This is a genomic window from Amycolatopsis xylanica (genome assembly GCF_900107045.1).
In the GTDB taxonomy this organism is placed as follows: domain Bacteria; phylum Actinomycetota; class Actinomycetes; order Mycobacteriales; family Pseudonocardiaceae; genus Amycolatopsis; species Amycolatopsis xylanica.
Window position 1 is genome coordinate 1 of sequence record NZ_FNON01000019.1, and the last position, 23,475, is coordinate 23,475.

Consider the following 23,475-nt stretch of genomic DNA (forward strand, 5'->3'; position numbering starts at 1 on the left):
AGCAGACCGGTCACCACCGCCGCCAGCTCACCGGCCAGCCGGTGGGCTTTCGGGCGCCGGCCGCGTTCGAGGGCCAGACGCTGGGCTCGGTCGGCCCGGTAGCGGCGAGGCCGGCCAGTGATCGTGGCGCCGGGCCTGGAGCACCGCGGCCCACCACCTCGGCGCACTTCCCGTGAAATCGTCGAGGGTGACCTACCCAGGACTCTCGCAATCACATCCTGGGTAAGTCCCTGATCCAGACCGTTCTGGATCTTTTCCCGTTCCTCGCACGTCAACCGGGGTCCTGGCATGACGATCTCCTATCAGCCACCACTACTTGCAACAACCGATTGAGACCAAGCCACTTTCGTCAGATCACATCTGACGAAAGTGGCTTTCGGGCTTTCAACGACCCCGCTTTCAAGGGCCCCAAAGCTCAGCACTTGGGGGTGGGGCGGCCTTCGCGCAGGTCGGCGAGCGCGCTCAGCGCACTGTCCAGGGTGGACACCTTGATCAGGTTGAGTCCATCCGGGACCGCCGACTTCGCCTCGGCGCAGTTGCGCTCGGGCACCAGGAAGTCGGTCGCGCCCGCCTCGCGCGCGCCGACCAGCTTGAACGAGATCCCGCCGATCGGCCCGACCACGCCCTTTTCGGTGATCTCGCCGGTGCCCGCGATGTGCCGCCCGCCCGCGATGTCCCCGGTCTCCATCCGGTCGACGATCGCCAGCGCGAACATCAGCCCCGCCGACGGCCCGCCCACGTTCTCCAGCGAGATCTTCACGTCGAACGGCACGTCCGCGCGGTCGATCGGGGTCAGCCCGATGAACCCCTCCGGACGGTCCGGGCGCTGCCCGAGCGTCAGCGAGGTGGTCTTCGCGGGCTCGTTGCCGTGCTGGAAGGTGATCGGGATGGTCTGCCCGGGCTTGGTGCCGGCGAGCGCCGCGCGGACGTCCTCCTCGGCGACGATGTCCTTGCCGTTCACGTTCACCAGCCGGTCGCCGGGCGCGAGCACCTTGTCGGCGGGGCTGCCCGCGACGACCTCCTTGGTCAGCACCTTCACCGGGTACTTGAGGTGCCGGAGCGCGGCGACCTCGGCGTTGCTCTGAGAGTCCTCGAACTGCTTGACGTTCTCCTGCTTGACCTGGTCGTTGGTCTCGCCGGGCTTGAAGTACTCCTCACGCGGCGCCAGCGCGTACCGGCCGCTCGCCCACAGGCCCAGCGCGCTGAACAGCGTGACGCCGTCGCGCAGCGAGACCGTGGTCATCCGGAGCTCACCGGTCGTCTGGAACTCCTGGTGCCCGTTGATCTGGACGACGGGCTTGCCGGACTCGTCCTTGCCGAGCGTGTCGTAGGTCGGGCCGGGGCTGATCGCCACGAACGGCACCGGCGCGAAGAACCCCAGCGCGGCGAACACCAGGAACAGCACGGCGCTGATCACCAGCGTCCAGCCGCGCCTGCTCAGCCGGTGGTCCCGCTCCGGCCGCGGCGGGCCTGCCTGGGCGGCCTGCGGCTGGTGCGACTCGACAGCGGTTTCATCGCGGGGCGTGCTCACGCCCGACAGCGTACGGTGACGGTGTTCGCTTCGCGGTGAAGGGCACGCCTCCTCGCCGGTCGGAGCCCTCAATCAGTGGTCTACCCGCGTACGGTGGTGTCATGAGCAAACCCCCCTTCGGCTTCGGACCGTCCGATCCCGAAAACGATCCGTCTGACCCTGGGCAGCCGCCCGCTGACGCGTTCAATCAGCTCGGTCAGATGCTCAGCCAGCTGGGCCAGATGCTCAGCCAGGCGGGCACTTCGACCGGGCCGGTGAACTACGACCTGGCCAAGCAGATCGCGCTGCAGAACCTCAGCGGCAGCGGTGAGGGCAAGATCGGCTTCTCCTCCGCTGGCGGCGATTCGAGCACCGCCGTGCGTGACGCCGCCCACCTGGCCGAGCTCTGGCTCGACGCCGCGACGATCCTGCCCGCGGGCGCCACCAAGACGGTCGCCTGGTCCGCGCGCGACTGGGTCGAGAAGACGCTGCCGACTTGGCAGCGGCTCTGCGACCCGGTGGCCCGCCAGGTTTCCGGCGCGTGGGTGCAGGCGCTGCCCGAAGAGGCCAAGCAGGCCGCGGGCCCGCTGCTGTCGATGATGGGGTCGATGGGCGGCATGGCGTTCGGCTCCCAGCTCGGCGGCGCGCTGGCCGCGCTCGCCCAGGAGGTGCTCACCTCGTCGGAGGTCGGCCTCCCGCTCGGCCCGGACGCGACGTCGGCCCTGCTCCCGGCGAACATCGAGAAGTTCACCGAGGGACTGGAGCTGCCCAGCAGCGAGGTCCTCGTGTTCCTCGCGGCTCGCGAAGCCGCGCACCAGCGCCTGTTCGCGCACGTGCCCTGGCTGCGCCAGCGGCTGCTCGCGACGGTCGAGGAGTTCGCCAACGGCATCTCGGTCGACACCTCGGCGCTGGAGCAGATGGTCGGCCAGATCGACCCGGCCAACCCGGCGAGCATCGAAGAGGCCATGTCCTCCGGCATGCTCGAGCCGAAGACCACCCCCGAGCAGCAGGCCGCGCTGACCCGGCTCGAAACCCTGCTCGCGCTGGTCGAGGGCTGGGTGGACGTCGTCGTGGCCGAGGCCGTCGGCGACCGTCTCCCCGGAGCGGACGCGCTGCGCGAGACCCTGCGCCGCCGCCGCGCCACCGGCGGACCGGCCGAGCAGACCTTCGCCACCCTCGTCGGCCTCGAACTGCGCCCCCGCCGCATGCGCGCGGCTGCGGCGCTGTGGAAGCTGGTCGGCGACCAGTACGGCATCGAGAAGCGTGACGGTCTCTGGTCGCACCGCGACCTCATGCCGACCGCCGAAGATCTCGACGACCCGATGGAGTTCGCCGAGCAGCTCGGCAAGACCGGCGACAACGCGGATCTCGACCCCATCGCCGAGCTGGAAAAGACCCAGCGCGCCGAAGACGCCGCCAAGGGCGAGGCCGAAAAGCCCGAGGACCCGAAACCCGACGAGTCCGAGTAGCCCTGACGCGAGCGGGGCCCAGGCGATCACCGCCCGGGCCCCGTTTTCATGTCCCAGCGGGGGTCGTGAGTGGCACGGCCGGTTCTAACCGGCCAAACCACTCACGACCCACCCAAAATCGTTGTCCCCCAAGGACTTCGCCGCATTCCAGCGCGAACCCAAGAATTCGCGCACCCCACTGAAACCCCCGGCTCGCGAGAACGTGAGCCGTCACGGCGTCTCGATCTCGATCCCCCATCCCGCCGCCGCGGACAACCCCTCGAGGTATCCGATCGCCCGTTCCGTCTTCGAGTACCGCCGGACCAGCGCCCAGAACTGCTGGCTGTGACTGGCCACCCGCAGATGGGCCAGCTCGTGCACCAGCACGTAGTCCAGCACCCACGGCGGCACCTTCCGCAGCCGGTCGCTGACGCGGATGGTCGCGTCCACCGGCGTGCAGGACGCCCACCGGGTGCGCATCTCCGGCACCCAGCGCACGCTCACCGGGTTCGCCGTCCCGTCGAGGTACTTCGACGACAGGTAGGCGCACCGGAGCATCAGCGCCTCGTCGGCGCCGCCGCGCACCCGCGGCGGCGGGGGCGCGAGCACCGGCTCGCTGGAGGTGCGCCTGAGCTTGCGCTCCATCTCGGCGACCCAGTGCCGCTCTTCCTTCTTGCTCATCCGCGCGGGGATCATCACGACCAGTGTGTCGCCTTCGAGGCGGGCGCTGACCGTGCGTCTGCGTCGCGGACTGCGTCTCACCTCGACCTTCTCTTCGTTCGCATCGTCCCGATTCATCAGGGAGGGCATCCGTGCTTCGGCCACGCAACAACGGTAAGGCCAGTCACCGACACTTCCGATCCCTGAATGGTCACAGCCCTCAGTTATCCACAGGCGAGTTTCCCTGTGGATAACTGAGCCCGTTTCAGGCCGACCGACAGCCACCGTTTGTCACCCTGAGTGCCATGGATGATCAGTCACACCCTCAGCTGCTGCCCGGGCTGCAGGTACTCGAACGCGGCACGGCGGAAGTCCAGATCGGCCTCGACCCGCGGTTCGCCGTGGTCGCGGGCGGGCTCGGGCCCACGGTCATCGAGGCGCTGCGCGCGCTCGACGGCCGCCGCACCCTGCGGAACCTGCTCGAGATCGCCGGCGAGCACACCGAGGAGTTCAAAGCGCTGCTCGCCGCACTGCACCGGCGCGGCCTGCTCCGCGAAGCCGACCCGAAGAACCGCGGCGGCGAGACCGGCCTGTGGGCGTTGCGCGCGGGTCACCGCGACGACCGGGAACGCGCACGCAGGCGGCAGTGCGCGGTGGCCGTCCGCGGCGAAGGCAGGCTGGCGACGGCCGTCGCGGCGCTGCTCGCGACCGCGGGCATCGGGCACATCGACGTGATCGCCGACGGCACGGTCGGTGCCGCCGACCTCGGCTCCGGGCTCGCCGAGCCCGACCTGGGCACCGCGCGGCGCCAGGCGATCGCGGACGCCGTGCACCGGGTCGACCCGACGATCCTCACCACCCGCCTGTTCGGCGACCGCAAACCCGACCTCGTGCTGCTCACCGACGCCGTGGTGCCCGCGCCGGAGGTCCTCGCCGAGCTGATGGCGGCGAAGACCGCGCATCTGCCGGTGCGGATCAGGGACGGCATCGGCATCGTCGGGCCGCTGGTCGTGCCCGGCCGCACCAGCTGCCTCACCTGCGCCGACCTGCACCGGACCGAGCGCGACCAGAGCTGGCCGAGGATCGCCGGGCAGCTGGCGGGCCGCGCGCAACAGGCGTGCCTGGCCGACGTGCAGTCCTGCGCGTCGCTGGCGGTCGCGCAGACGTTGCGCGCGCTCTGCGCCGACCGCGAGCCGCCACCGGTGTGGAACACCACACTCGAGCTGGACGCCTTCGCCGGGACCGTGAAGAACCGCTGGTGGCCGCCTCACGCGAAATGCCAGTGCCGCGCTCGCTGAGAGTCCGGCGGCGAATCACTGCGCGGGACGCGGGACGCAAGGCAGAATCGGGGAGTGACCGAATCTCGCGAGTCGACCGAAGACACCGTGATGCCGCGCAAAGGCGCCGCACGCACGGCGAAGCTGGCCAGCATCCCGCTCGGGATCGCGGGCCGGGCGGTCGGCGGCTGGGGACGGCGGCTGACCGGCCAGAGCGCGGAGGAGGTCAGCGCGACGCTGTCCGCCAAGGCCGCCGAGCAGCTGTTCGAGGTGCTCGGCTCGCTCAAGGGCGGCGCGATGAAGTTCGGCCAGGCGCTGAGCGTGTTCGAGGCGGCGGTCCCCGACGAGATGGCCGCGCCCTATCGCGAGGCGCTGACGAAGCTGCAGTCCGGCGCGCCGCCGATGCCGGCGCGGCAGACGCACCGGGTGCTCGCCGAGCAGCTCGGCCGGTCGTGGACGAGCCGGTTCGCCGAGTTCGATGACGTGCCCGCCGCCGCGGCCAGCATCGGCCAGGTGCATCGCGGGGTCTGGCACGACGGCCGCGAGGTCGCGGTCAAGGTCCAGTACCCCGGCGCCGACGAGGCGTTGCGCAGCGACCTGCGCCAGCTGCAGCGGTTCAGCAGGCTCTTCCAGGCGTTCGTGCCGGGCACCGAGGTCAAGCCGCTGCTGGCCGAGCTCGCCGCGCGGATGAACGAGGAGCTCGACTATCTGGCCGAGGCGGACAACCAGCGCGCGTTCGCGAAGTCCTACGCCGGCGACCCCGAGGTGCTGATCCCGCGGGTCGTGGCCAGCGCGCCGAAGGTCGTGATCAGCGAATGGGTCACCGGCATCCCGCTCGCCAAGATCATCGCCAGCGGTGACACCAAGACCCGCAACGAGGTCGGCAGGCTGCTCACCGAGTTCCACTACTCGTCGCCGCAGCGCGCTCATCTGCTGCATTCCGACCCGCATCCCGGCAACTTCATGCTGACCGAGGACGGGCGGCTGTGCGTGCTGGACTTCGGCGGCGTCGCGCGCCTGCCGCACGGCATCCCCAGCCACTTCGGCGAGATGACCCGCCTGGCGCTCGAAGGCCGCTCGGCCGAGCTGATGCAGCTGCTGCGTGAGTGGGGTTTCGTCCGGCCGGGCACCGAGCTGAGCGCGGAGGACGTGCTCGCCTACCTGGCGCCGTTCACCGAGCCGCTGGCGTCGGAGACGTTCCACTTCACCCGCCGCTGGCTGCAGAAGCAGGCTGGCCGCGTCGGCGACACCCGTGGCCGCGACTTCCAGACCAGCCGCTCGCTCAACCTGCCGCCCGAGTACCTGATGATCCACCGGGTGACCGCGGGCTCGACGGGCATCCTCTGCCAGCTCGACGCCGAGATCCCCGCCCGCGCGATCGTCGAGCGCTGGCAGCCGGGGTTCGCGGCCTAGCGTTACCACACAACGCCGCCGCGTGATTTCAGTTATCCACAGCGGGGCGCCGGACGACCCGAAAAGTCCCTTCGCGGGCCCGAGTTGTCCACATCTTCGCCGACCCGGTTCCACTCGGATGGCCGAGCGGGCACGCTCGGATCATGAACCAACTCAAGCACACCAGAAGCGAATCACTCGGCCACCTCGCGACCGAAGGCGTGGTCACCGTCAAGCAGCTCCAGGCCGCCGGCGTCTCGACGAGCCGCATCACGGTGCGGTGCAGGCCAGGCGGGCCATGGCGACGCCTGCTGCCCGGCGTAGTGCTGCTCGGCAACGGCGAACCGACCCGAAGACAGCGGCTACGGGCGCTGCTGGCGAGGTTCGGCCCGGACTGCGTCATCACCGGCGTCGACGCGCTCCGCGCGCACGGCGCCGACCTGGCCCAGCCGCTCAGCACCCAGCTGCTCGTGAAGCCGAACAGGCGGGTGCTGCCCGACGAGCTGACGATCATCCAGCGCACCACCCACCTGCCGGAGCCCGTCCACTTCGAAGGGCTGCCGTACGCGCCGATCACCAGGGCGATCGTCGACGCCACGCGCCGCGAATACGAGCAGGAGCCGATCAACCGGCTGGTCAGCCAGTGTCTCTACTGGGGACTGTGCACGGTGGACGAGCTGCGGGCCGAGCTCGAAACGGGTAACCAGCGCAGCACCTCCGGCATCAGGATGGCGCTGCGGAATCTCGACCTCGCCGCGGGCACCTACCTCAGCGGCCTGGCCAGGCGCCTGCTTCGCGCGTCCCCGCTGCCGTCGGCGAGCTGGGACGTCACGGTCTGCGACGCGCGCGGCAAGCCGATCGCGCTCGCCGACGCCTGGTGGGACCAGATCGGGCTCGCGTGGATGATGACGCCCGGCGCGCCGGGCGTCCGGCCGGACGGCCATCTCGCGTACCTGAACCTGCTCGCGGCGGGCGTCACGGTGGTCCGGTCCACCTACGAGCAGGTGGCCGAGACCCCGGAGACGATCGTCAAGGAACTGGTCCGCGCGTACGGCGTCGCGGTGGCACGTGACCGCCCGAAAGTGCAGGGGCTCCGGCGCCTGCGCGCGGACGACGCGGCCTGAAGGACGCCATTCGTCAATATCCGGTTCACCAATACTCGGAAGGGAGCTTTCCTTCGATATCGCGGACGTGGTCACGTGCGCAGTCAGGGCAGAGCCAGCGGAGCGCCCCGGAGTCGCGATCGGCGACCCAGGCCAATGCCCGCAGTGGATCCTCGGTGGCGGTTTTCCTTGCCCCGCACCGGGAACACGTGACCACGTCGGCGTCGCTCACGGCATGCGGCCAAAGTGGACGGTCCGCGCGGCGAGCAGGGAAAGGTCGTCGCGGGCGCCGAGATAATGCGGGCTCTCCGGGTCGAGCAACTGTGCGAGCGCGGCATTGTCGGACGCGCTCAGGCGTTCCTCCGCGCCCTGTGCCAGCCAGGTGATCGCGTCGATGGCGGCCGCCCGCACGGCTTCGCCGCCCGGCGCCGGGTGGTGATACAGCACGCCGAACGAGCTGACGTCGGCCAAGCCCGCCTTGCCGAGCGCGGTTTCCCAGCCGTAGGGCATGCGGACGCTGCCTTCCATGCCGCCGCGCATCTCCCAGAACCAGATCTCCTTGGCCGCGAGCAGCCGCCGTTCGAGACCCGGCTCGCCGACACCGAGATCCGCCGGGAGGTGCTGGGTGGGCAGGCCGCCTTCGGCGAGCGCGAGCGTGCCGCCCGTGCGCAGCGCGGTGACCAGCCGGTTGATCCCGGCCTGCTGATCGGGCAGGTGATGCACGACCGCGGACGCCCAGACCAGGTCGGCTTCGGGCACCAGCGCACGCAGGTCCTGACCACCGAGGTCGGCGTGCACGGCCTTGACCTGCACGGACCCGCCGCCCGCACGGGTCGAGACCGACTCGGCTTCGGCGAGCAGCGCCTCGGTGCCGTCGACGAGCACGAGCGTGCCGCCCCCGGCAGCCGCGAGCGCGGCGGCGAAGCTCGCGCTCATCCCGCCGGACCCGCAGCCGACGTCGACCACGGTCGGCGACGGCGGCAGCCCGGCGGTCAGCCTGGCCGCCACCCCGGCGTGCGTCTCCGCGTCCAGCCGGTCGGCCCGGCGCATCAGTGGGAGCCGGGACGTCCAATCGACATCGTCATGTGTTTTCGCAGCCATGTGATTCATTGAACCGCAGGCCGCGCGGTCCGCCATTTCGTTTTGCCGAAACGGCAAGGCCGTGTCCGGTGGAGCTGTTCGATGGACACGGCCAAGGCCCCGGAGAGACTCGCACCCTCCGGGGCCTTGGCCGTGTCACTCGATTTTTCGCTCAGCGCTGGTGTTCACTCAGTGCTGGTGACGGTGTGCGCGTTCGCTCGCCCACTGGGCGAGCTTGCTCCACCGGCGAGCCGCGCGCGCGGATCGGACACTCCCGCGTATCCGAGCCTCACGGAAGCTCTCTTCCAGCTCTTGTATTCGCGCCTTGGCCAGTTCTTCGTGCAGTAACATCTCGCTGGTCTCCTTGACCTTGATCTCGTTCAATTCGCTCGGCACGACGCTTTCGGGCGTGCGCCGCAGTTCGTAATCCCTGGTGGTAATGGGCATGGCGGTCATGCGGCCGCGCTCCGTGCGGTCTGCGCGGTGCCGGTCTGCGCGTCGCTACCCGCGACGACCGGGGTCTTGCGCGGACGGCCACGGGGACGCTTCCGAGCGACGACAACGCCGCGCTCGAAGATCTCGCCACCCCAGACGCCCCACGGCTCACGCCGGGCGACCGCACCCGCGAGGCAAGCCGCGCGGACCGGGCAGTCACCGCAGAAGCCCTTGGCGCGCTCCAGCTCGGACGGGGCCTCGGCGAACCAGAGGTCGGCGTCGCCGGAACGGCAGGGGAGGGTGTACTCGGGCGAGTCGAAGGCGTCGAACAAGTCGCCGACCCCCGCCTCGGTGAAGACGTCGGGCAGTGCGCCCGGCGTGAAAACGGCAGTGGACATGGTTGTGCTCCTTTGTGAGTGGGTGTCAGTCGAAGTGACGGTGTTCTGACTCTTGGTCGAGCCGGTCATAGGTAAAGCCCCCATAGCTGGTACAGCACAAAAAACACGAAGGCCGCGGATCCGATGATCGGTTCCGCGGCCTTCGTGAGCCTTGTCCTGACTTGCGTCAGGTACGTCGCCCCGGTGGTGACGGAACGCGGAACTGCTTGATCGTCGGCAGATCAACGGTGTTCAAGACATAGGTGTGGCGCGAAACCGGAGCGCTGACGGGCGCGAGCTTGATACCGGTGCCCCCAAAGACACCCTCGCGTCCAGCGGTCTCGAACCAGCGCATGCCGGTACCCCGGCGCACGGCGGTCTGGGTCGCTTCGACAGTCAGAGCGGAAGCGGCGCAGGACAGAGCGATGCCAGGGTTCGTGATGGCTTTGGTGTTCGTCATCGCACTGACACCTCCTTCTATCTCCCGCGCCTGCCGCGTTGGCGGCCTGCGACTCTCGCACCCGGGCGGTTCACCCGTGTAACAGCAGGTTATTGCCACCGAGCACACGACGGCAACTTATTTTCCAGAAAATCTCTGAACTCACGAAGATCGCTGCTGAGCAGCGGGTTCGCCGCGTGAAAGTCCCCCGAGACGCGGCCTATCCTACCCCGCCGCGCGGACGACTTCGAGCACTTCGGCACCGAACCGTTCGAGCTTCGACGCGCCGATGCCGGAGATCGACACCAGCGCGCTGTCGTCGGTCGGCCGCTGCTCCGCGATGGCCACCAGTGTCGCGTCGGTGAACACGACGAACGCGGGCACCTTGAGATCACGCGACCGCTCGGCCCGCCAGGCCCGCAGCCGCTCGAGCAGTGCTTCGTCCACATTGGACGGGCACTTGGCGCACCGGCTGAGCTTGATCTCCATCGTCTCCATCAGCGGCCCGCCGCACACCCGGCACCGCGCCTTGGACGGCGCCGGCTTGCCCGTGCCCTGCTGCTGGGAGCGCGCGACCCGCGCCGCCGGGTGATCTTCCGGGATCAGCCCGTACAGGAAACGGCTGCGGCGGCGGTTGCGCCGCCCGCCCGGCGTGCGCGAAAGCGCCCAAGTCAGCGAAAGGTGCTCGCGGGCACGCGTGACGCCCACATAGAACAGCCGCCGCTCCTCTTCGATGGCGGCGTCGTCACCGTCGGCGTGCTGGATCGGCACCGTGCCCTCGGCGAGCCCGACGAGGAACACCGCGTCCCACTCGAGCCCCTTGGCCGCGTGCAGCGACGCGAGCGTGACCCCTTCGACCGTCGGCGGGTGCTGCGCCGCGGCGCGCTGGTCGAGATCGGCGACGTACCTCGGCAGATCCGCGTCCTCGACGCTGGCCGCGAGTTCCTCCGCGAGCTCGACGAGCGCGAGCAGCGCGTCCCAGCGTTCCTTCGCCGCGCCGCCGCTGGGCGGCTGCTCGGTGAGCCCGATCGGCCCGAGCACCGCGCGGACGATGGTCACCAGATCGCCGTCCGGCTCCCGGCCGACGGCCGACCGCAGCGCGATCACGGCCTGCCGGACCTCCTTGCGCGCGAAGAACCGCTCGCCGCCCCGCACGAGATACGGGATGTCGACCGCGCTCAGCGCCTGCTCGTAGCCCTCGGACTGGGCGTTCACCCGGTACAGCACGGCGATCTCGCTGGCGGACACGCCCGCGTCGAGCAGATCGCGGATCCGGCTCGCGACGGCGGCGGCTTCGGTCGCCTCGTCGTCGTATTCGGCGAAGCGCGGCTCGGGACCCGGCGGACGCTGGCCGATCAGCTTCAGCCGCGACCCGGCGGGCCGCCCGCGTGACGCGCCGATGACCTGGTTGGCGAGCGTGACGACCTGCGGCGTCGACCGGTAGTCCCGTTCGAGCCGGACGACGGTCGCCGATGGGAAGCGGCGCGTGAACTCGAGCAGCGGGCGCGGCGAGGCCCCGTTGTAGGAGTAGATGGTCTGGTTGGCGTCGCCGACGACGGTCAGGTCGTCGCGCTCGCCCAGCCAGGCGTCGAGCAGCCGCTGCTGCAGCGGCGTGACGTCCTGGTACTCGTCGACGATGAAGCAGCGATACCGGTCGCGGAACTCGTCGGCGACCGCGCCGTGCTCCTCGAGCGCGGCCGTGGTGTGCAGCAGCAGGTCGTCGAAGTCGAGCACCTGCGCGGAGTTCTTGATCTCCTCGTAGTGCCGGTAGACGTCCGCGACCTGCAGCACCGGCGCCGGGGTGTCGCGCTGGGTGCGCGCGGCGATCGCCGGGTAATCGTCCGGCGTGACGAGACTGGCCTTCGCCCACTCGATCTCGCCGGCGAGGTCGCGCAGCACCTCGGTCTCGGTGCTGAGCTTGGCGCGGTTGGCCGCCTGGCTCACGTACCGGAACTTGTTGTCGAGCAGGTCCCACCGGCGCCCGCCGACCACCCGGGGCCAGAAATACCGCAGCTGGCGCAGCGCGGCGGCGTGGAAGGTCAGCGCCTGCGCCGACTCGACGCCGAGCGTGCGCAGCCGCGCCCGCATCTCACCGGCGGCCCGCGCGGTGTACGTCACCGCGAGCACCTGACCGGCGGCGACGTGCCCGGAGCCGACGAGATAGGCGATGCGGTGCGTGATCGTGCGCGTCTTGCCGGTGCCCGCACCCGCGAGCACGCAGACCGGCCCGCGCGGCGCGCTGGCCGCCGCGCGCTGCTCGGGATCGAGGCCGTCCAGCAGACCCGGACGGCGCAGCAGGGAAGAAGACGCGCCGCTAGCCATGCCCCCGATCCTCGCAGAAGGACCACTCGCACCGAGGTAGCCACCCCGCGCCCGTTTTCCACCCGGTGCCCGCACGGGTGCCGGGTGAACGGCCGACCCGACGCCGTATCCTGGAACGATGGCGGGAAAGCAGGATAAAGAAGCGGTCAAGCTGGCCAAGAAGGAGAAGCGCGCGGCGAGCAAGGCTCGGCGCGGGCAGATCTTCGAGGCGTTCAAGATGCAGCGCAAGGAAGACAAGGCGCTCATCCCCTGGATGCTCGGCGCTGTCCTGGTCATCGCCGGCGCGGCCTTCGGCATCGGCCTGATCTTCGGCATCCAGTGGGCGCTGCTCCCGGTCGGCATCATGCTCGGCCTGCTCGCGGCGGTGATCATCTTCGGCCGTCGCGTCCAGAAGACGGTCTACGCGAAGGCCGACGGCCAGCCGGGCGCCGCCGCGTGGGCGCTCGAGAACCTGCGCGGCCGCTGGAAGGTCACCCCCACGGTCGCCGCCACCACCCAGCTCGACGCGGTGCACCGCGCGCTCGGCGGCCCCGGCGTCGTCCTCGTCGCCGAAGGCGCCCCGCACCGCGTGAAGGCCCTGCTCGCGCAGGAGAAGAAGCGCGTGGCCCGCCTGGTCGGCGAGACCCCGATCTACGACATCACCATCGGCTCCGAAGAGGGCCAGGTCCCGCTGCGCAAGCTGCAGAACTACCTGATGAAGCTGCCCCGCAACCTCAAGCCCGCCCAGGTCGACGCGCTCGAGGCCAAGCTCGCCGCACTCGGCAACCGCGGCGCGGCCATGCCCAAGGGCCCCATGCCCGCCGGCGCCAAGATGCGCAACGTCCAGCGCACCATCCGCCGCCGCTGACCCACGCCGACCCCACGAAGCCCCGCCCGGAACTCACATTCCAGCGGGGCTTTCGTCATGCGTGCCGACCGCCCAGGCCCGCGTGTCGTCCATCCATGAACACGTGTCGTCCATCTGTGAACACGTGTCGTCCGGCTGCGCACGCATGACGTCCATCCGCGTACGCCGGGACGCCTCTGGCGCAGGTCTCAGCGCATCCGGATGACGACGGTCCCCGTCACCCGATCGGCCCAACTGCGCCCATCGATGTTCCGAATGGCCGCTGGAATGATCAAGAAAGACAGCACCGCACGCACCACCGCGCGCCAGACACCGACCATCGAGGCCCCGTCGAGCCGCGCCACCCGCACACCCACCGCGGCCATGCCCGGCGTGAACCCGAAGAACGAGACCGGCACGGCGGACAGCACCGCCCACACCAGCCCGGCCCACAGGTTGTACGACTGCATCGCCGCGGGGTTCTGCAGGTCGATCGGCATGAACAGCGAGGTCACGAGCCCCGCGATCGCCAAATCGAGCAGGAAGCCGACGAGTCTCGCGCCGCCGCTCCCGACCGAACCGACCCCATTTTCGGGCAGGCCGAAACCCTGCCCACGCCACCGCTGCTCACGCTCCGGATCCGTTCCGATACCGTCGCCGGATCCTGGCAGCCACTCACCGGTCCATCTCGCCACCCATCCAGGGTATGCCGGTGGCGCGGAGGGCATTCGCGCTGGTCGACTACCCGGTAGCCACCCACCCGTTAACACCGGCGAAACATACGGGTGACGGTCGGGCAACACCACGCGCTTAGCGTGCGCCGAAGAGAGTACTGCCGCCGGCAACGAAGAAGAAGGAGTCACCGAGGGTGCCCACTACTCCAGACGATATTCAGCGCCTCATCGCCGACGAAAACGTCGAGGTCGTCGATGTCAGGTTCTGCGACCTGCCCGGCGTGATGCAGCACTTCACGGTCCCCGCGAGTGCCTTCACCGAAGAGGCGGCCGAAGAGGGCCTCGCGTTCGACGGTTCCTCGGTGCGCGGCTTTCAGTCGATCCACGAGTCGGACATGCTGCTGCTGCCCGACCCCGCGACCGCCCGGATCGACCCGTTCCGCAAGGCGAAGACGCTGTCGGTCAACTTCTTCGTGCACGACCCCTTCACCCGTGAGGCGTACAGCCGCGACCCGCGCAACATCGCGCGCAAGGCCGAGCAGTACATCTCCGAGTACGGCGTCGCGGACAACGTCTTCTTCGGCCCCGAGGCCGAGTTCTACATCTTCGACTCGATCCGCTTCGACTCGGCCGAGCACGCCTCGTTCCACGAGATCGACTCCGTCGAGGGCTGGTGGAACTCCGGCGCCGACGAGGTCGGTGGCAACCAGGGTTACAAGACGAAGTTCAAGGGCGGCTACTTCCCCGTCCCGCCGGTCGACCACTTCGCCGACCTGCGCGACGACATCGTCCGCAACCTGCAGGGCTCCGGTTTCGAGATCGAGCGCGCGCACCACGAGGTGGGCACCGCGGGCCAGACCGAGATCAACTACAAGTTCAACACGCTGCTGCACGCCGCGGACGACTTGATGCTGTTCAAGTACATCGTCAAGAACACCGTCTTCGCCGCGGGCAAGACCGCGACCTTCATGCCGAAGCCGCTCGCGGGCGACAACGGCTCGGGCATGCACTGCCACCAGTCGCTGTGGAAGGACGGCGTGCCGCTGTTCCACGACGAGTCCGGGTACGCCGGCCTGTCGGACACCGCGCGCCACTACATCGGCGGCCTGCTCAAGCACGCCCCCAGCCTGCTCGCGTTCACCAACCCGACGGTCAACTCGTACCACCGGCTCGTGCCGGGCTTCGAGGCGCCGGTCAGCCTGGTGTACTCGCAGCGCAACCGCTCGGCCTGTGTCCGTATCCCCATCACGGGCAACAACCCGAAGGCCAAGCGCGCCGAGTTCCGCTGCCCCGACTCCTCGGGCAACCCGTACCTCGCGTTCTCGGCGATGATGATGGCGGGCCTCGACGGCATCAAGAACAAGATCGAGCCGCCGGACCCCATCGACAAGGACCTCTACGAGCTCCCGCCGGAGGAGGCCAAGAACGTCAAGCTCGTTCCCGGCGACCTCGGCACGGTGCTCGACACGCTCGAGGCGGACCACGACTACCTGCTCGAGGGTGGCGTCTTCACCCCCGACGTGATCGAGACGTGGATCTCGTACAAGCGTGAGAACGAGATCGACCCGCTGCGCCTGCGCCCGCACCCGTACGAGTTCGCGCTCTACTACGACGTGTAAGAACGCGCATCGGTACTCGGGGCCGTGGCCGGGGGAACACCCCGGCCACGGCCCCGTTTTTTGTCTTCCCCCCGCACCCGCTCCAGCCGATAACGTGGGCGGCATGCACAAGATGGTCGTCCTGTACCCCGCACCGCTCGACCCCGAGCACTTCCGCGAGTACTACCTGAACACCCACATCCCGCTGGCCACGAAGATGCCGGGGATCGTGGACTGGCGCTACAGCTTCGAGGTCAGCGCCGGGCGCGGCGAGTCGCCGTACTTCGCCATCTTCGAAGCCGACTTCCCGGACAAGGCCACCTTCGTCGCCGCGGTCACCTCTCCCGAAGGCGTCGCGGCCATCGCCGACGTGCCGAACTACGCGACCGGCGGCAGCATCGCGCTCAACTACCCGGTGACCACGCGCCCTGAGTGATCATTCCGAAGTGGACAGCAGCGCCACGTCGACACCGGCGGCGGCGAGCCTGCCTCGTGGATCCTCGACCAGCTTCCGGCGGTCGAGGTCCATCAGGCCGAGCGTGCAGGTGATCTCCGCGCACAGCGTGCCGTCGACCTTGTGGATGTTCGAGTCCATGCGGAAGGTCTTGCCGCTGCCGAACTTCGCGTCGCAGGTGATGTCGACGACGTCGCCCGCGCGCAGTTCCTTGCGGAAGCTGATGTGCGATTCGAGCAGCACCGCGGCGAGCTTCGCCTCGCGCATCCCGCCCTTGAGCGCGCCGGCCAGCTCCATCAGCTCGAGCCGGGCGATCTCGCCGTACGAGTGGTAGACGGCATGGTTCAGGTGGCCGAGGGTGTCCAGCTCGTAATGACGGACTTTCACCCTGGTCCGGAAGACTTCGCGCTCGCTCACGTTCCCCACTCTAAGCGTTCGAAAAGTGTATGCGTGTGTATACACGGCAAGCGGAACGTGCTAACACTAGAGCCGGTCCTCCGGCTCCTCCTCCCCCCTCGGGAGTCGGAGGACCGTTCAGTTCTCGTAGAAGAGCCTGTCGACCACGGCATGCGCGCGGCGCGTCGTGCGGCGGTAGTAGTCGAGGAACTCACCAGGGTCGTCATCCGCCGAATACCCGAGTATGCGCGCGACCGCCGCCAGCTCCCGTCCCGAACTCGGCACCTGGTCGACGGCCTTGCCGCGCACGAGCATCCCGGCGTTGCGCACATGGGTGGCCAGCAGCCAGGCCTCACGCAGCGACTCGGTGTCCGCCTCCTCGGCGAGCCCGGCGGCGGTCATCGCCGACAACGCGTCGAGTGTCGAAGTCGTGCGCAGCTCCGGCACCGCGTGCGCGTGCTGAAGCTGCGCCAGCTGGACGGTCCATTCGACATCCGCGAGCCCGCCGCGGCCGAGTTTCGTGTGCCTGGTCGGGTCGGCGCCTTTCGGCATCCGCTCGGTCTCGACGCGCACCTTGATCCGGCGCACTTCGCGCGCTTTCGCGGTGTCGAGCCCGCCTTCGGGATAGCGGATCGGGTCGATCATGGCGAGGAACCGCTCGCCCAGGTCGTCGGTGCCCGCGATGTACCGGGCCCGCAGCAGCGCCTGCGCTTCCCAGACCTCGCCCCACCGCTCGTAATACGCGCGGTAGGAGTCCAAAGTGCGCACGAGTGGCCCGTTCCGCCCCTCCGGGCGCAGATCCGCGTCGACCACGAGCGGCGGATCGGGGCTCGGCGCACCGAGCATCTTGCGCACGGTCTCCACGACCGACGACGCGAAGCGCACGGCCTCCGAGTCAGAGAAGCCCTCGGCGGCCTCACAAACGAAAAGCACGTCCGCGTCGGATCCGTACCCGAGTTCCGCGCCGCCAAGCCTGCCCATCCCGATCACCGCGATCGTCGCGGGCGTGGCGCCGAGTTCGGTCTGGCGCTTGCGATACGCGGCGGCCAGCGTGCTCTGCAGCACCGACACCCAGACGGTCGACAACGCGTCGCACACCGCCGGGACCTCGAGCATGCCCAGCAGATCCGCGCTCGCGACACGCAGCATTTCGTGCCGCCTGAGCGAACGGGCGGTCGCGACCGCCGAATTGAGCCCCGGCTGGCGCCGCACGGCCGCGCGCAGCGAAGTCGCCACCTCCTGCGGCGTCCGGCCGGACAGCCGCGCCGGATCACCGAGCGACTGCAGTACTTCCGGCGCGCGCACGAGCAGATCCGGCACCAGCTTCGACGTCCCGAGCAGGAACGCGAGCCGCTCGACGACAGCGCCCTCGTCCCGAAGAACCCTTAGGTACCAAGGCGTTTCTTCCAATGCCTCGGACACCTTCCGATACGAGAGCAAACCGCCGTCGGGGTCCGCCGTGTCTGCGAAAAGGGCCAAAAGCACCGGTAGCAAGGCCTGCTGGATCGCCGCGCGCCGCGAAACGCCGGCGGTCAGCGCCTTGATATGCTGGAGCGCGCCATCCGGCGCGGTGTACCCGAGCGCGGCCAGCCGGCTCGCGGCCTGTTTGGTCGTCAAGCGCAGTTCTTCGGTCGGCACGTTCGCGACGGACTGCAAAAGCGGGCGGTAGAACAGTTTTTCGTGCAGCCTGCGGATGCGCTGCACATGCCTGCGGAACTCGGCGAGCAGCACCTCGCCCGCGTCCTTGCCACGTGCGGGCGCGATACCGGTCGCCCGCGCGAGAATCCGCAACTCGGCCCGATCGGAGCTCTCGGGGAACAAATGCGTACGCCGCAGCCGCCGCAGCTGCAGCCGGTGCTCGATCGTCCGCAAGAACTCATACGACGCCTCGAGTTCCGCAGCATCCGACCGGCCGACGTAGCCGCCGTCGCCCAGCGCTTCCAGCGCGTCCAAAGTGGACGGCGAGTGCAACTCCGGGTCCACCCGGCCGTGCACCAGCTGCAGCAGCTGGACGGCGAACTCGACATCGCGCAGGCCGCCACGGCCCAGTTTCAGTTCACGCTCGGCATGTTCGGTCGGCACATGACCTTCGACCCGGCGCCGCATCTGCTGCACCTCGGGCACGAAGTTCTCCCGATCGGCCGCCGCCCACACCATCGGCGCGACCAGGTCGACGTACTGCTGCCCCAGCTCGGCGTCGCCCGCCACCGCCCGCGCCTTGAGCAGCGCCTGGAACTCCCAGGTCTTGGCCCACTTCTTGTAGTAGGCGTCGTGCCCGTCGAGCGTCCGCACGAGCGCGCCAGCCTTGCCCTCCGGGCGCAGCGCGGCGTCGACCTCGAAGCACGCGTTGCCCGCGACGCGCATCATCGTGCTCGCCAGCCGCGTCGCGACCTGCAGGTCACCATCGCCCACGAAGATCACGTCGACATCGCTGACGTAGTTGAGCTCGCGTCCGCCGCATTTGCCCATCGCGATCACGGCCAGCCTGGCCTCGTCGGCCCGGCGGACCTCCTGCTCGGCCACCGCCATCCCGGCGCGCAGCGCGGCCTCGGCGGCGACACTGAGCTGGGCGGCGATCTCCGCGTACGGCGGATGCGCGAGCCCCGGCTCGACCAGGTGTCCCAGGTCGGCGGCCGCGATCTCCAGCAGCAATCCGCGATACGCGACGCGCAGAGCCAGCTCGGCTTCGGCGCGCACGAGCACGGTCCCGTCACCCGCGTCGAGCGCGGCCAGCAGCTTGCCCGCGTAATCCTCAGGACGCGTCGGCTTCTCGGGCGTCAGCCGTTTCCACTCGGCGGGGTGACTCGCGAGGTAGTCGGCCAGCGCGCTAGAGGTTCCCAGCACCGCGACGAGCCTGCCGCGGAAGGTGCGATGCGCACGCAGGGCCTCGGCGAGTTCGGCCCAGCCTGCCTCGTCGGCTTCCCTGATCCGGTCGAGCCCGCGCAACGCGAGATCGGGATCGGCCGCCCGCGCGAGCGCGGCGAGCACGTCGGCGGCGCCTTCGACCGGCCCGGACGCACCCCACCAGCCGGCAGCACGGAGCTGCCCTTCGGCACGCTCGTCGGTGAAGCCGTATCTCGCCGCGGAGGCGGTCAGTCGCGCACGATCTGCCACGGGCCCACCGTAGCCGGTACGGCCCGTTTCCCGCGTCAGGCGGCGAGCTGCTCGCGCTCAGGGGCGGGGTCCGGCACGATGAAATCCTTGACCTCGACCGGCTTACGACGCGAAAGCGCGTAAATCGAGATCCCGAACGCGATCCCGGCGCCGCCGACCGCGAGCGTCCCCGCGGTGCCCCACGACGCGATCTTCCCCGCGACCGCGCCGACGATGGCCGCGGCGGGCAAGGTGAACAACCAAGCCAGCACCATCCGGCCCGCCGTCTTCCACCGGACCGGCGCCTCGTTGCGGCCGACCCCGGACCCGATGATCCCGCCCGAGCAAACGTGCGTCGTCGACAGCGGGAAGCCCAGCTTCGACGAGATCAGGATGACCGCGGCCGAGCTGGTCTGCGCGGCGAAACCCTGCGGCCCCTCGATGTCGGTCAAGCCTTTGCCCAGCGTGAAGGTGATCCGCCACCCGCCGAGGTAGGTGCCCAGCGCGAGCGCCAGAGCCGCGGCCAGCACCACCCAGCCCGGCGGCGCCGAGCCCGGCGCGAGGCTGCCGGCACTGATCAGCGCGAGCGTGATCACGCCCATCGTCTTCTGCGCGTCGTTGGTCCCGTGCGCGAACGACACGAGCGACGCCGAGATGATCTGTCCCATCCGGAAGCCGCTTCCCCCACGCCGCCCGCGCACGAACTTGTAGACGAGCCAGGTCACCAGCATCGCCGCCAAGCCCGCGATCACCGGTGAGAGCGCGGCCGGCAGCAGGACCTTCTGGACGATCTTTCCGAAGTGGACGGCGTCCCCGCCGACAGCGGCCCAGGTCGCCCCGATCAGGCCACCGAACAACGCGTGCGACGAGCTCGACGGCAGTCCCACGAACCAGGTGAACAGGTTCCAGACGATCGCGCCGATCAGCCCGCCGAACACGATCGCCGGGCCGATCCTGGTCTCGTCGACCAGCCCGCTGGAGATCGTCTTCGCGACCTCGACCGAGATCAGCGCACCCGCGAGATTCAGCACCGCCGAAAGCGCGACCGCGACTCTGGGCCGCAGCGCGCCGGTCGCGATCGACGTCGCCATCGCGTTCGCCGTGTCGTGGAAGCCGTTGGTGAAATCGAAAACCAGCGCCGTGATGATCACGACGGCGACGAGCAGCGAGGGGTCCACCCCGACCTCCGACCCTGTGGGAATCCTTCCGCAAGGTACCGGAACGGGAGTACTAGCCGTTAAGACTCCGTACTGTTTTGTGACGGACGTCGTTACGCCAGCGGTAACATCCGGCTTTTGTCTTGCGCGGGTTCCAGCTCACCATCCGCCAAGCGGACGAATCTCTCCGCAAAAGGCCGCCAGGTTTCGGCGATGTCCTCGTGCAACCGAGTGAGCGCCTCGGTTTCGAAAACACCCGGACGGGCGTAGGCGGCTAAGTCAGGTTCGGCGTCCGCCCAGGCCTTGAGCACGGCGGGGGTGGTCTCGATATGGAACTGAATGCCGTATACGCGCCGATTCAGCCGGAATGCCTGATGCTGATATCGAGGTGCGGAGCCGAGCAATTCCGCGCCCGGCGGCAGCTGCTCGATAGCGTCGGTGTGGAACTGCACGACGTCCTGCACCATCGGCAGATCCGCGAACAGCGGATCCATCCACGCGACATCCTTCTTCGCGACCAGCCCCGGCCCGATTTCAGGTCCCGCGTCCCCTTTCACGACCCGCCCGCCGGTGGCCACGGTCAGCAGTTGCGCCCCGAGGCAGATCCCCAGCGTCGGCATCGAAGCCCCGGCCGCGGCCGCCAGCAACCGCCGCACCTGGGCGAGCCACGGATGCTTCTCGTCATCCTGCGCACCCATACCGCCACCAAGGCAGACGACACCGTCATACCCATCAAGGCTTTCCGGAATCTCGTGCCGAGGCGGCAGCCGGACGTCGAGCTCGGCGCCCGCCTCACGCAGCCAGGTGCCGAGCGGCCCGGCGGGATCGGACAGGTCCGGCTGGATGATCAGCAACTTCGGGGTACTCACCTCGTCAACGATACGGACCTCAGCACCCGCAGACAGGCCCCGCCACCGCGAACGGCGTCGACTCCGTCGGGTACCCGGCCTCGACCCAAGCCTTGATGCCCCCAGCCAGCCGTTTGACGCTGAACCCGAGCTCGGCGAGCTTGAGCGCCCCCTTGGTGGCGGCATTGCACTGAAAGCTCTCGCAGTAGCACACGTAAACGAGCGAACGGTCCAGCTCCGCGGTGCTCTCAGCGGTCATCTCGCGATAAGGCAGGTTGATCGCCCCCGGTATCCGCACGGACTGGAACGCCTCTGGCGCCCGCGTCTCGACCACGACATAACCTTCTTGCGTACCGGCGACGAGATCGCGATGCAGATCGTCCGGATCAACCTCGAAGGCGAGTTCGGCGGAGTACCGGGCAACGGAAGCTTCCGGGCTGGGAGCCGGCTGAGCGAGCACTCTGGATGCGAAGGTCATGACACAATCCTGCCGCCGGCCAAGGTGGGTCCGACATGGCATTCCCCAGCTCTAGACGGCTTTCAACCGCGAATTCCCAGGCAGATCGCCGCCGAGGACAGGAGTTTCGAAGGTGGACCTCGACGACATCGACTGGCAGCTCCTCGAACTCCTCCAGTCCGACGGCCGCCTGACCTTCAGCGAACTCGGCCGCAGGGTTTCCCTGTCCGCCCCAGCCGTGACCGAGCGCGTCCGGCGGCTCGAGGACCGCGGCGTCATCACCGGCTACGCGGCCTCGGTCAACGTCACCAAACTAGGCCTCCCCATCGAGGCGATCGTCCGAGCCCGAGTCCGCAGCCTCGACACCCCCCGCTTCCGCGAGACCATCCTCCCGCTCAAGGAGGTGGTGAGCGCCGACCACATCACCGGCGACGAATGCTGGCTGCTCCGCGTCGCCTGCGCGACGACGTCGGACCTGGAGACGTTCGTCGAGCGCGCCCAGCGCTACGGCGAAACCACGACATCGCTGGTCTTCTCCTCGCCGGTCCGCCAACGCCCGGTAACCCGAACCTGACCGCGAGCCCCACCACCGGCCACACGCGTACGCCAGAAGCAAACTCCCGTCCCCGAGCGGCAAACACTCGTACGCGAACCGCAAACACCCAGCCCGTCGGCTCGGCCTTGGCGTACCTGGCGGGTCGGCGCGCGTGCCTGGGGAGTCGGGGACTCGTGCCCGGGTGGTCGGTACGGGGTGCCCGAGCGTGGGACACGGGGTGCCGGAGTGGTCGACACGAGGTGCCCGGGTGTGGGACACGGCGTCCACGGATGGACGACACGCGTGCACAGCCGGACGACACGCGTTCCTGGATGGACGACACGCGTGCACAGGTGGACGACGCGCTCGGGTGCGGTGGGAGCGCTCGGGTGCTGCGGGTTCCGCCGGTCGCGCCGACTCCTCGGGTACGCGTGTCGATTCGCTAAGTGCGTGTGCCGATCGCGCAGGTACGTCTGGCGGATTCGCCAGGCCGCATCCCCATCACCGGGTACGTATCCCGGTTCCCCCGGGTGCGTGTGCCGGCTCTCTAGGTGAGTGAGCCGACTTGTGGGGTGCGCGTTCCAACTCGCGGGGTGCGTGTGCCGACCATCCGGGCGCGGCCGAAGCGTGCCGGGGTATGGGCGCCGGCCGCGGTGCGGAGTCGTGTCGTCCGTCCAGGGACGCGTGTCGTCCATCCGCGTACGCGTGTCGTCCGTCTGTGCACGCGTGTCGTCCGTCTGTGTACGGATGATGCCCGTCCGGGGGCCGCAGGCGGGGCCGGTGCGGCCGGGTTTTGGGCATGAAAAAAAGAGGCCCGGGGCTCGGGAGAACACTTGGTTCTCGACCGAGGCCTCGGGCCTCTTCTCAAGGTAAGTTCGGCGGCGTCCTACTCTCCCACAACCCTTCGGTTGCAGTACCATCGGCGCTACCAGGCTTAGCTTCCGGGTTCGGAATGGGACCGGGCGTTTCCCTGGCGCTATAACCACCGAAACACTACGAAACAACACACGTCACGAGCCGATGTTCTGGCCCGGGTGTGGGGTTTCAGAGCTGTAGAGTGGATGCGAAGCATTTTTGTGGGCAAGCCCTCGGCCTATTAGTACCAGTCAACTCGATAACACATTACTGTGCGTCCATTTCTGGCCTATCAACCCAATGGTCTGTTGGGGGCCTTAACCCCTCAAAGGGGGTGGGATACCTCATCTTGGAACAGGCTTCCCGCTTAGATGCCTTCAGCGGTTATCCCTTCCGAACGTGGCCAACCAGCCATGCCACTGGCGTGACAACTGGCACACCAGAGGTTCGTCCGTCCCGGTCCTCTCGTACTAGGGACAGCCTTCCTCAAGTATCCTACGCGCGCGGCGGATAGGGACCGAACTGTCTCACGACGTTCT

General features: G+C 69.2%; 21 protein-coding genes, 2 rRNA genes and 1 pseudogene. 8 read left to right on the forward strand and 16 right to left on the reverse strand.

The window, feature by feature from the left end; translation table 11 throughout:
- Positions 1 to 155 precede the first annotated feature (155 nt).
- Positions 156 to 290: pseudogene (locus BLV57_RS44185) on the reverse strand (helix-turn-helix domain-containing protein); the annotation flags it as partial.
- Positions 291 to 415: 125 nt separating this feature from the next.
- Positions 416 to 1,531, reverse strand: a complete 1,116-nt coding sequence (locus tag BLV57_RS42235) for a YlbL family protein (RefSeq protein ID WP_245757759.1) — start codon at positions 1,529 to 1,531, stop codon at positions 416 to 418.
- A gap of 101 nt (positions 1,532 to 1,632) precedes the next feature.
- Here BLV57_RS42235 and BLV57_RS42240 point away from each other — a divergent pair, with 101 nt between their 5' ends.
- Positions 1,633 to 2,979: a zinc-dependent metalloprotease gene (locus BLV57_RS42240; protein ID WP_091300333.1), complete on the forward strand. Its 1,347-nt coding sequence runs from the start codon at positions 1,633 to 1,635 to the stop codon at positions 2,977 to 2,979.
- A 210-nt stretch (positions 2,980 to 3,189) separates the two neighbouring features.
- Here BLV57_RS42240 and BLV57_RS42245 read toward each other — a convergent pair whose 3' ends face one another.
- Positions 3,190 to 3,756 carry a M48 metallopeptidase family protein gene (locus BLV57_RS42245; protein WP_245757760.1) on the reverse strand — a complete coding sequence of 189 codons (567 nt, stop codon included), beginning with the start codon at positions 3,754 to 3,756 and terminating at the stop codon, positions 3,190 to 3,192.
- A 167-nt stretch (positions 3,757 to 3,923) separates the two neighbouring features.
- Between BLV57_RS42245 and BLV57_RS42250 the strand changes: the two genes are divergently transcribed.
- The 3 genes from BLV57_RS42250 to BLV57_RS42260 all read left to right on the forward strand — a co-directional run bounded on the left by BLV57_RS42250 (position 3,924) and on the right by BLV57_RS42260 (position 7,411).
- Positions 3,924 to 4,916 (forward strand): ThiF family adenylyltransferase, encoded by a 993-nt coding sequence (locus tag BLV57_RS42250; protein WP_091300335.1) that lies wholly within the window; start codon positions 3,924 to 3,926, stop codon positions 4,914 to 4,916.
- 90 nt (positions 4,917 to 5,006) lie between these two features.
- Positions 5,007 to 6,308, forward strand: a complete 1,302-nt coding sequence (locus BLV57_RS42255) for an ABC1 kinase family protein (RefSeq protein ID WP_425426092.1) — start codon at positions 5,007 to 5,009, stop codon at positions 6,306 to 6,308.
- A 143-nt stretch (positions 6,309 to 6,451) separates the two neighbouring features.
- Entirely contained in the window at positions 6,452 to 7,411 is a 960-nt protein-coding gene (locus BLV57_RS42260; protein WP_091300340.1) for a hypothetical protein, read from the forward strand.
- 207 nt (positions 7,412 to 7,618) lie between these two features.
- On the opposite strand, the gene BLV57_RS42270 is transcribed toward BLV57_RS42260, so the two are convergent.
- The 5 genes from BLV57_RS42270 to BLV57_RS42290 form a co-directional block, all read right to left on the reverse strand.
- Positions 7,619 to 8,491, reverse strand: a complete 873-nt coding sequence (locus BLV57_RS42270; RefSeq protein ID WP_091300344.1) for a class I SAM-dependent methyltransferase — start codon at positions 8,489 to 8,491, stop codon at positions 7,619 to 7,621.
- A gap of 168 nt (positions 8,492 to 8,659) precedes the next feature.
- The gene (locus BLV57_RS42275; RefSeq protein WP_091300346.1) at positions 8,660 to 8,926 is read right to left on the reverse strand and encodes a hypothetical protein; all 267 of its coding nucleotides are present in this window, start codon (positions 8,924 to 8,926) and stop codon (positions 8,660 to 8,662) included.
- Complete coding sequence (locus BLV57_RS42280) at positions 8,923 to 9,303, reverse strand: WhiB family transcriptional regulator (RefSeq protein ID WP_091300347.1); 381 nt, start codon at positions 9,301 to 9,303, stop codon at positions 8,923 to 8,925. Before BLV57_RS42280 ends, BLV57_RS42275 begins: the two co-directional genes overlap by 4 nt.
- Before the next feature lie 166 nt (positions 9,304 to 9,469).
- Positions 9,470 to 9,742, reverse strand: coding sequence for a hypothetical protein (locus BLV57_RS42285; RefSeq protein ID WP_091300349.1), 273 nt, complete (start codon positions 9,740 to 9,742; stop codon positions 9,470 to 9,472).
- A gap of 204 nt (positions 9,743 to 9,946) precedes the next feature.
- Positions 9,947 to 12,043 (reverse strand): ATP-dependent DNA helicase UvrD2, encoded by a 2,097-nt coding sequence (locus tag BLV57_RS42290; protein ID WP_091300351.1) that lies wholly within the window; start codon positions 12,041 to 12,043, stop codon positions 9,947 to 9,949.
- Between the two features lie 118 nt (positions 12,044 to 12,161).
- Here BLV57_RS42290 and BLV57_RS42295 point away from each other — a divergent pair, with 118 nt between their 5' ends.
- The gene (locus BLV57_RS42295) at positions 12,162 to 12,890 is read left to right on the forward strand and encodes a DUF4191 domain-containing protein (protein ID WP_091300353.1); all 729 of its coding nucleotides are present in this window, start codon (positions 12,162 to 12,164) and stop codon (positions 12,888 to 12,890) included.
- A gap of 188 nt (positions 12,891 to 13,078) precedes the next feature.
- Here the strand turns inward: BLV57_RS42295 and BLV57_RS42300 are convergent, their stop codons facing one another.
- A complete protein-coding gene (locus BLV57_RS42300; protein ID WP_176969063.1) occupies positions 13,079 to 13,564 on the reverse strand; it encodes an RDD family protein in 486 nt (161 codons plus the stop codon).
- A 173-nt stretch (positions 13,565 to 13,737) separates the two neighbouring features.
- Between BLV57_RS42300 and glnA the strand changes: the two genes are divergently transcribed.
- Together glnA and BLV57_RS42310 are read left to right on the forward strand one after the other, a co-directional pair.
- On the forward strand, positions 13,738 to 15,162 hold the full coding sequence (gene glnA, locus BLV57_RS42305; protein ID WP_091300356.1) for a type I glutamate--ammonia ligase: 1,425 nt from the start codon (positions 13,738 to 13,740) through the stop codon (positions 15,160 to 15,162).
- Positions 15,163 to 15,265: 103 nt separating this feature from the next.
- A complete protein-coding gene (locus BLV57_RS42310) occupies positions 15,266 to 15,577 on the forward strand; it encodes an EthD family reductase (protein WP_091300358.1) in 312 nt (103 codons plus the stop codon).
- Here the strand turns inward: BLV57_RS42310 and BLV57_RS42315 are convergent, their stop codons facing one another.
- From BLV57_RS42315 to BLV57_RS42335, 5 genes are all read right to left on the reverse strand, one after another.
- On the reverse strand, positions 15,578 to 16,012 hold the full coding sequence (locus tag BLV57_RS42315) for an acyl-CoA thioesterase (RefSeq protein ID WP_091300360.1): 435 nt from the start codon (positions 16,010 to 16,012) through the stop codon (positions 15,578 to 15,580).
- A 117-nt stretch (positions 16,013 to 16,129) separates the two neighbouring features.
- Positions 16,130 to 19,105, reverse strand: coding sequence for a bifunctional [glutamine synthetase] adenylyltransferase/[glutamine synthetase]-adenylyl-L-tyrosine phosphorylase (locus BLV57_RS42320; protein WP_091300362.1), 2,976 nt, complete (start codon positions 19,103 to 19,105; stop codon positions 16,130 to 16,132).
- Between the two features lie 35 nt (positions 19,106 to 19,140).
- A complete protein-coding gene (locus BLV57_RS42325; protein ID WP_176969064.1) occupies positions 19,141 to 20,262 on the reverse strand; it encodes an inorganic phosphate transporter in 1,122 nt (373 codons plus the stop codon).
- A 92-nt stretch (positions 20,263 to 20,354) separates the two neighbouring features.
- Complete coding sequence (locus tag BLV57_RS42330) at positions 20,355 to 21,110, reverse strand: type 1 glutamine amidotransferase (protein ID WP_245757761.1); 756 nt, start codon at positions 21,108 to 21,110, stop codon at positions 20,355 to 20,357.
- Positions 21,111 to 21,129: 19 nt separating this feature from the next.
- Positions 21,130 to 21,567 (reverse strand): rhodanese-like domain-containing protein, encoded by a 438-nt coding sequence (locus tag BLV57_RS42335; RefSeq protein WP_091300367.1) that lies wholly within the window; start codon positions 21,565 to 21,567, stop codon positions 21,130 to 21,132.
- A gap of 112 nt (positions 21,568 to 21,679) precedes the next feature.
- Here BLV57_RS42335 and BLV57_RS42340 point away from each other — a divergent pair, with 112 nt between their 5' ends.
- Positions 21,680 to 22,120 carry an Lrp/AsnC family transcriptional regulator gene (locus BLV57_RS42340; protein WP_091300370.1) on the forward strand — a complete coding sequence of 147 codons (441 nt, stop codon included), beginning with the start codon at positions 21,680 to 21,682 and terminating at the stop codon, positions 22,118 to 22,120.
- 834 nt (positions 22,121 to 22,954) lie between these two features.
- On the opposite strand, the gene rrf is transcribed toward BLV57_RS42340, so the two are convergent.
- Positions 22,955 to 23,071 (reverse strand): 5S ribosomal RNA (gene rrf, locus BLV57_RS42345).
- A gap of 86 nt (positions 23,072 to 23,157) precedes the next feature.
- Positions 23,158 to 23,475: ribosomal RNA gene (locus tag BLV57_RS42350) — 23S ribosomal RNA — on the reverse strand; the annotation flags it as partial.

Coding starts and splice junctions, on each gene's coding strand:
- BLV57_RS42240 (WP_091300333.1), top strand. CDS start 1,633: ATGAGCAAACCCCCCTTCGGCTTCGGACCGTCCGATCCCGAAAACGAT.
- BLV57_RS42245 (WP_245757760.1), bottom strand. CDS start 3,756: ATGAATCGGGACGATGCGAACGAAGAGAAGGTCGAGGTGAGACGCAGT.
- BLV57_RS42250 (WP_091300335.1), top strand. CDS start 3,924: ATGGATGATCAGTCACACCCTCAGCTGCTGCCCGGGCTGCAGGTACTC.
- BLV57_RS42255 (WP_425426092.1), top strand. CDS start 5,007: ATGCCGCGCAAAGGCGCCGCACGCACGGCGAAGCTGGCCAGCATCCCG.
- BLV57_RS42260 (WP_091300340.1), top strand. CDS start 6,452: ATGAACCAACTCAAGCACACCAGAAGCGAATCACTCGGCCACCTCGCG.
- BLV57_RS42270 (WP_091300344.1), bottom strand. CDS start 8,491: ATGGCTGCGAAAACACATGACGATGTCGATTGGACGTCCCGGCTCCCA.
- BLV57_RS42275 (WP_091300346.1), bottom strand. CDS start 8,926: ATGACCGCCATGCCCATTACCACCAGGGATTACGAACTGCGGCGCACG.
- BLV57_RS42280 (WP_091300347.1), bottom strand. CDS start 9,303: ATGTCCACTGCCGTTTTCACGCCGGGCGCACTGCCCGACGTCTTCACC.
- BLV57_RS42285 (WP_091300349.1), bottom strand. CDS start 9,742: ATGACGAACACCAAAGCCATCACGAACCCTGGCATCGCTCTGTCCTGC.
- BLV57_RS42290 (WP_091300351.1), bottom strand. CDS start 12,043: ATGGCTAGCGGCGCGTCTTCTTCCCTGCTGCGCCGTCCGGGTCTGCTG.
- BLV57_RS42295 (WP_091300353.1), top strand. CDS start 12,162: ATGGCGGGAAAGCAGGATAAAGAAGCGGTCAAGCTGGCCAAGAAGGAG.
- BLV57_RS42310 (WP_091300358.1), top strand. CDS start 15,266: ATGCACAAGATGGTCGTCCTGTACCCCGCACCGCTCGACCCCGAGCAC.
- BLV57_RS42335 (WP_091300367.1), bottom strand. CDS start 21,567: ATGACCTTCGCATCCAGAGTGCTCGCTCAGCCGGCTCCCAGCCCGGAA.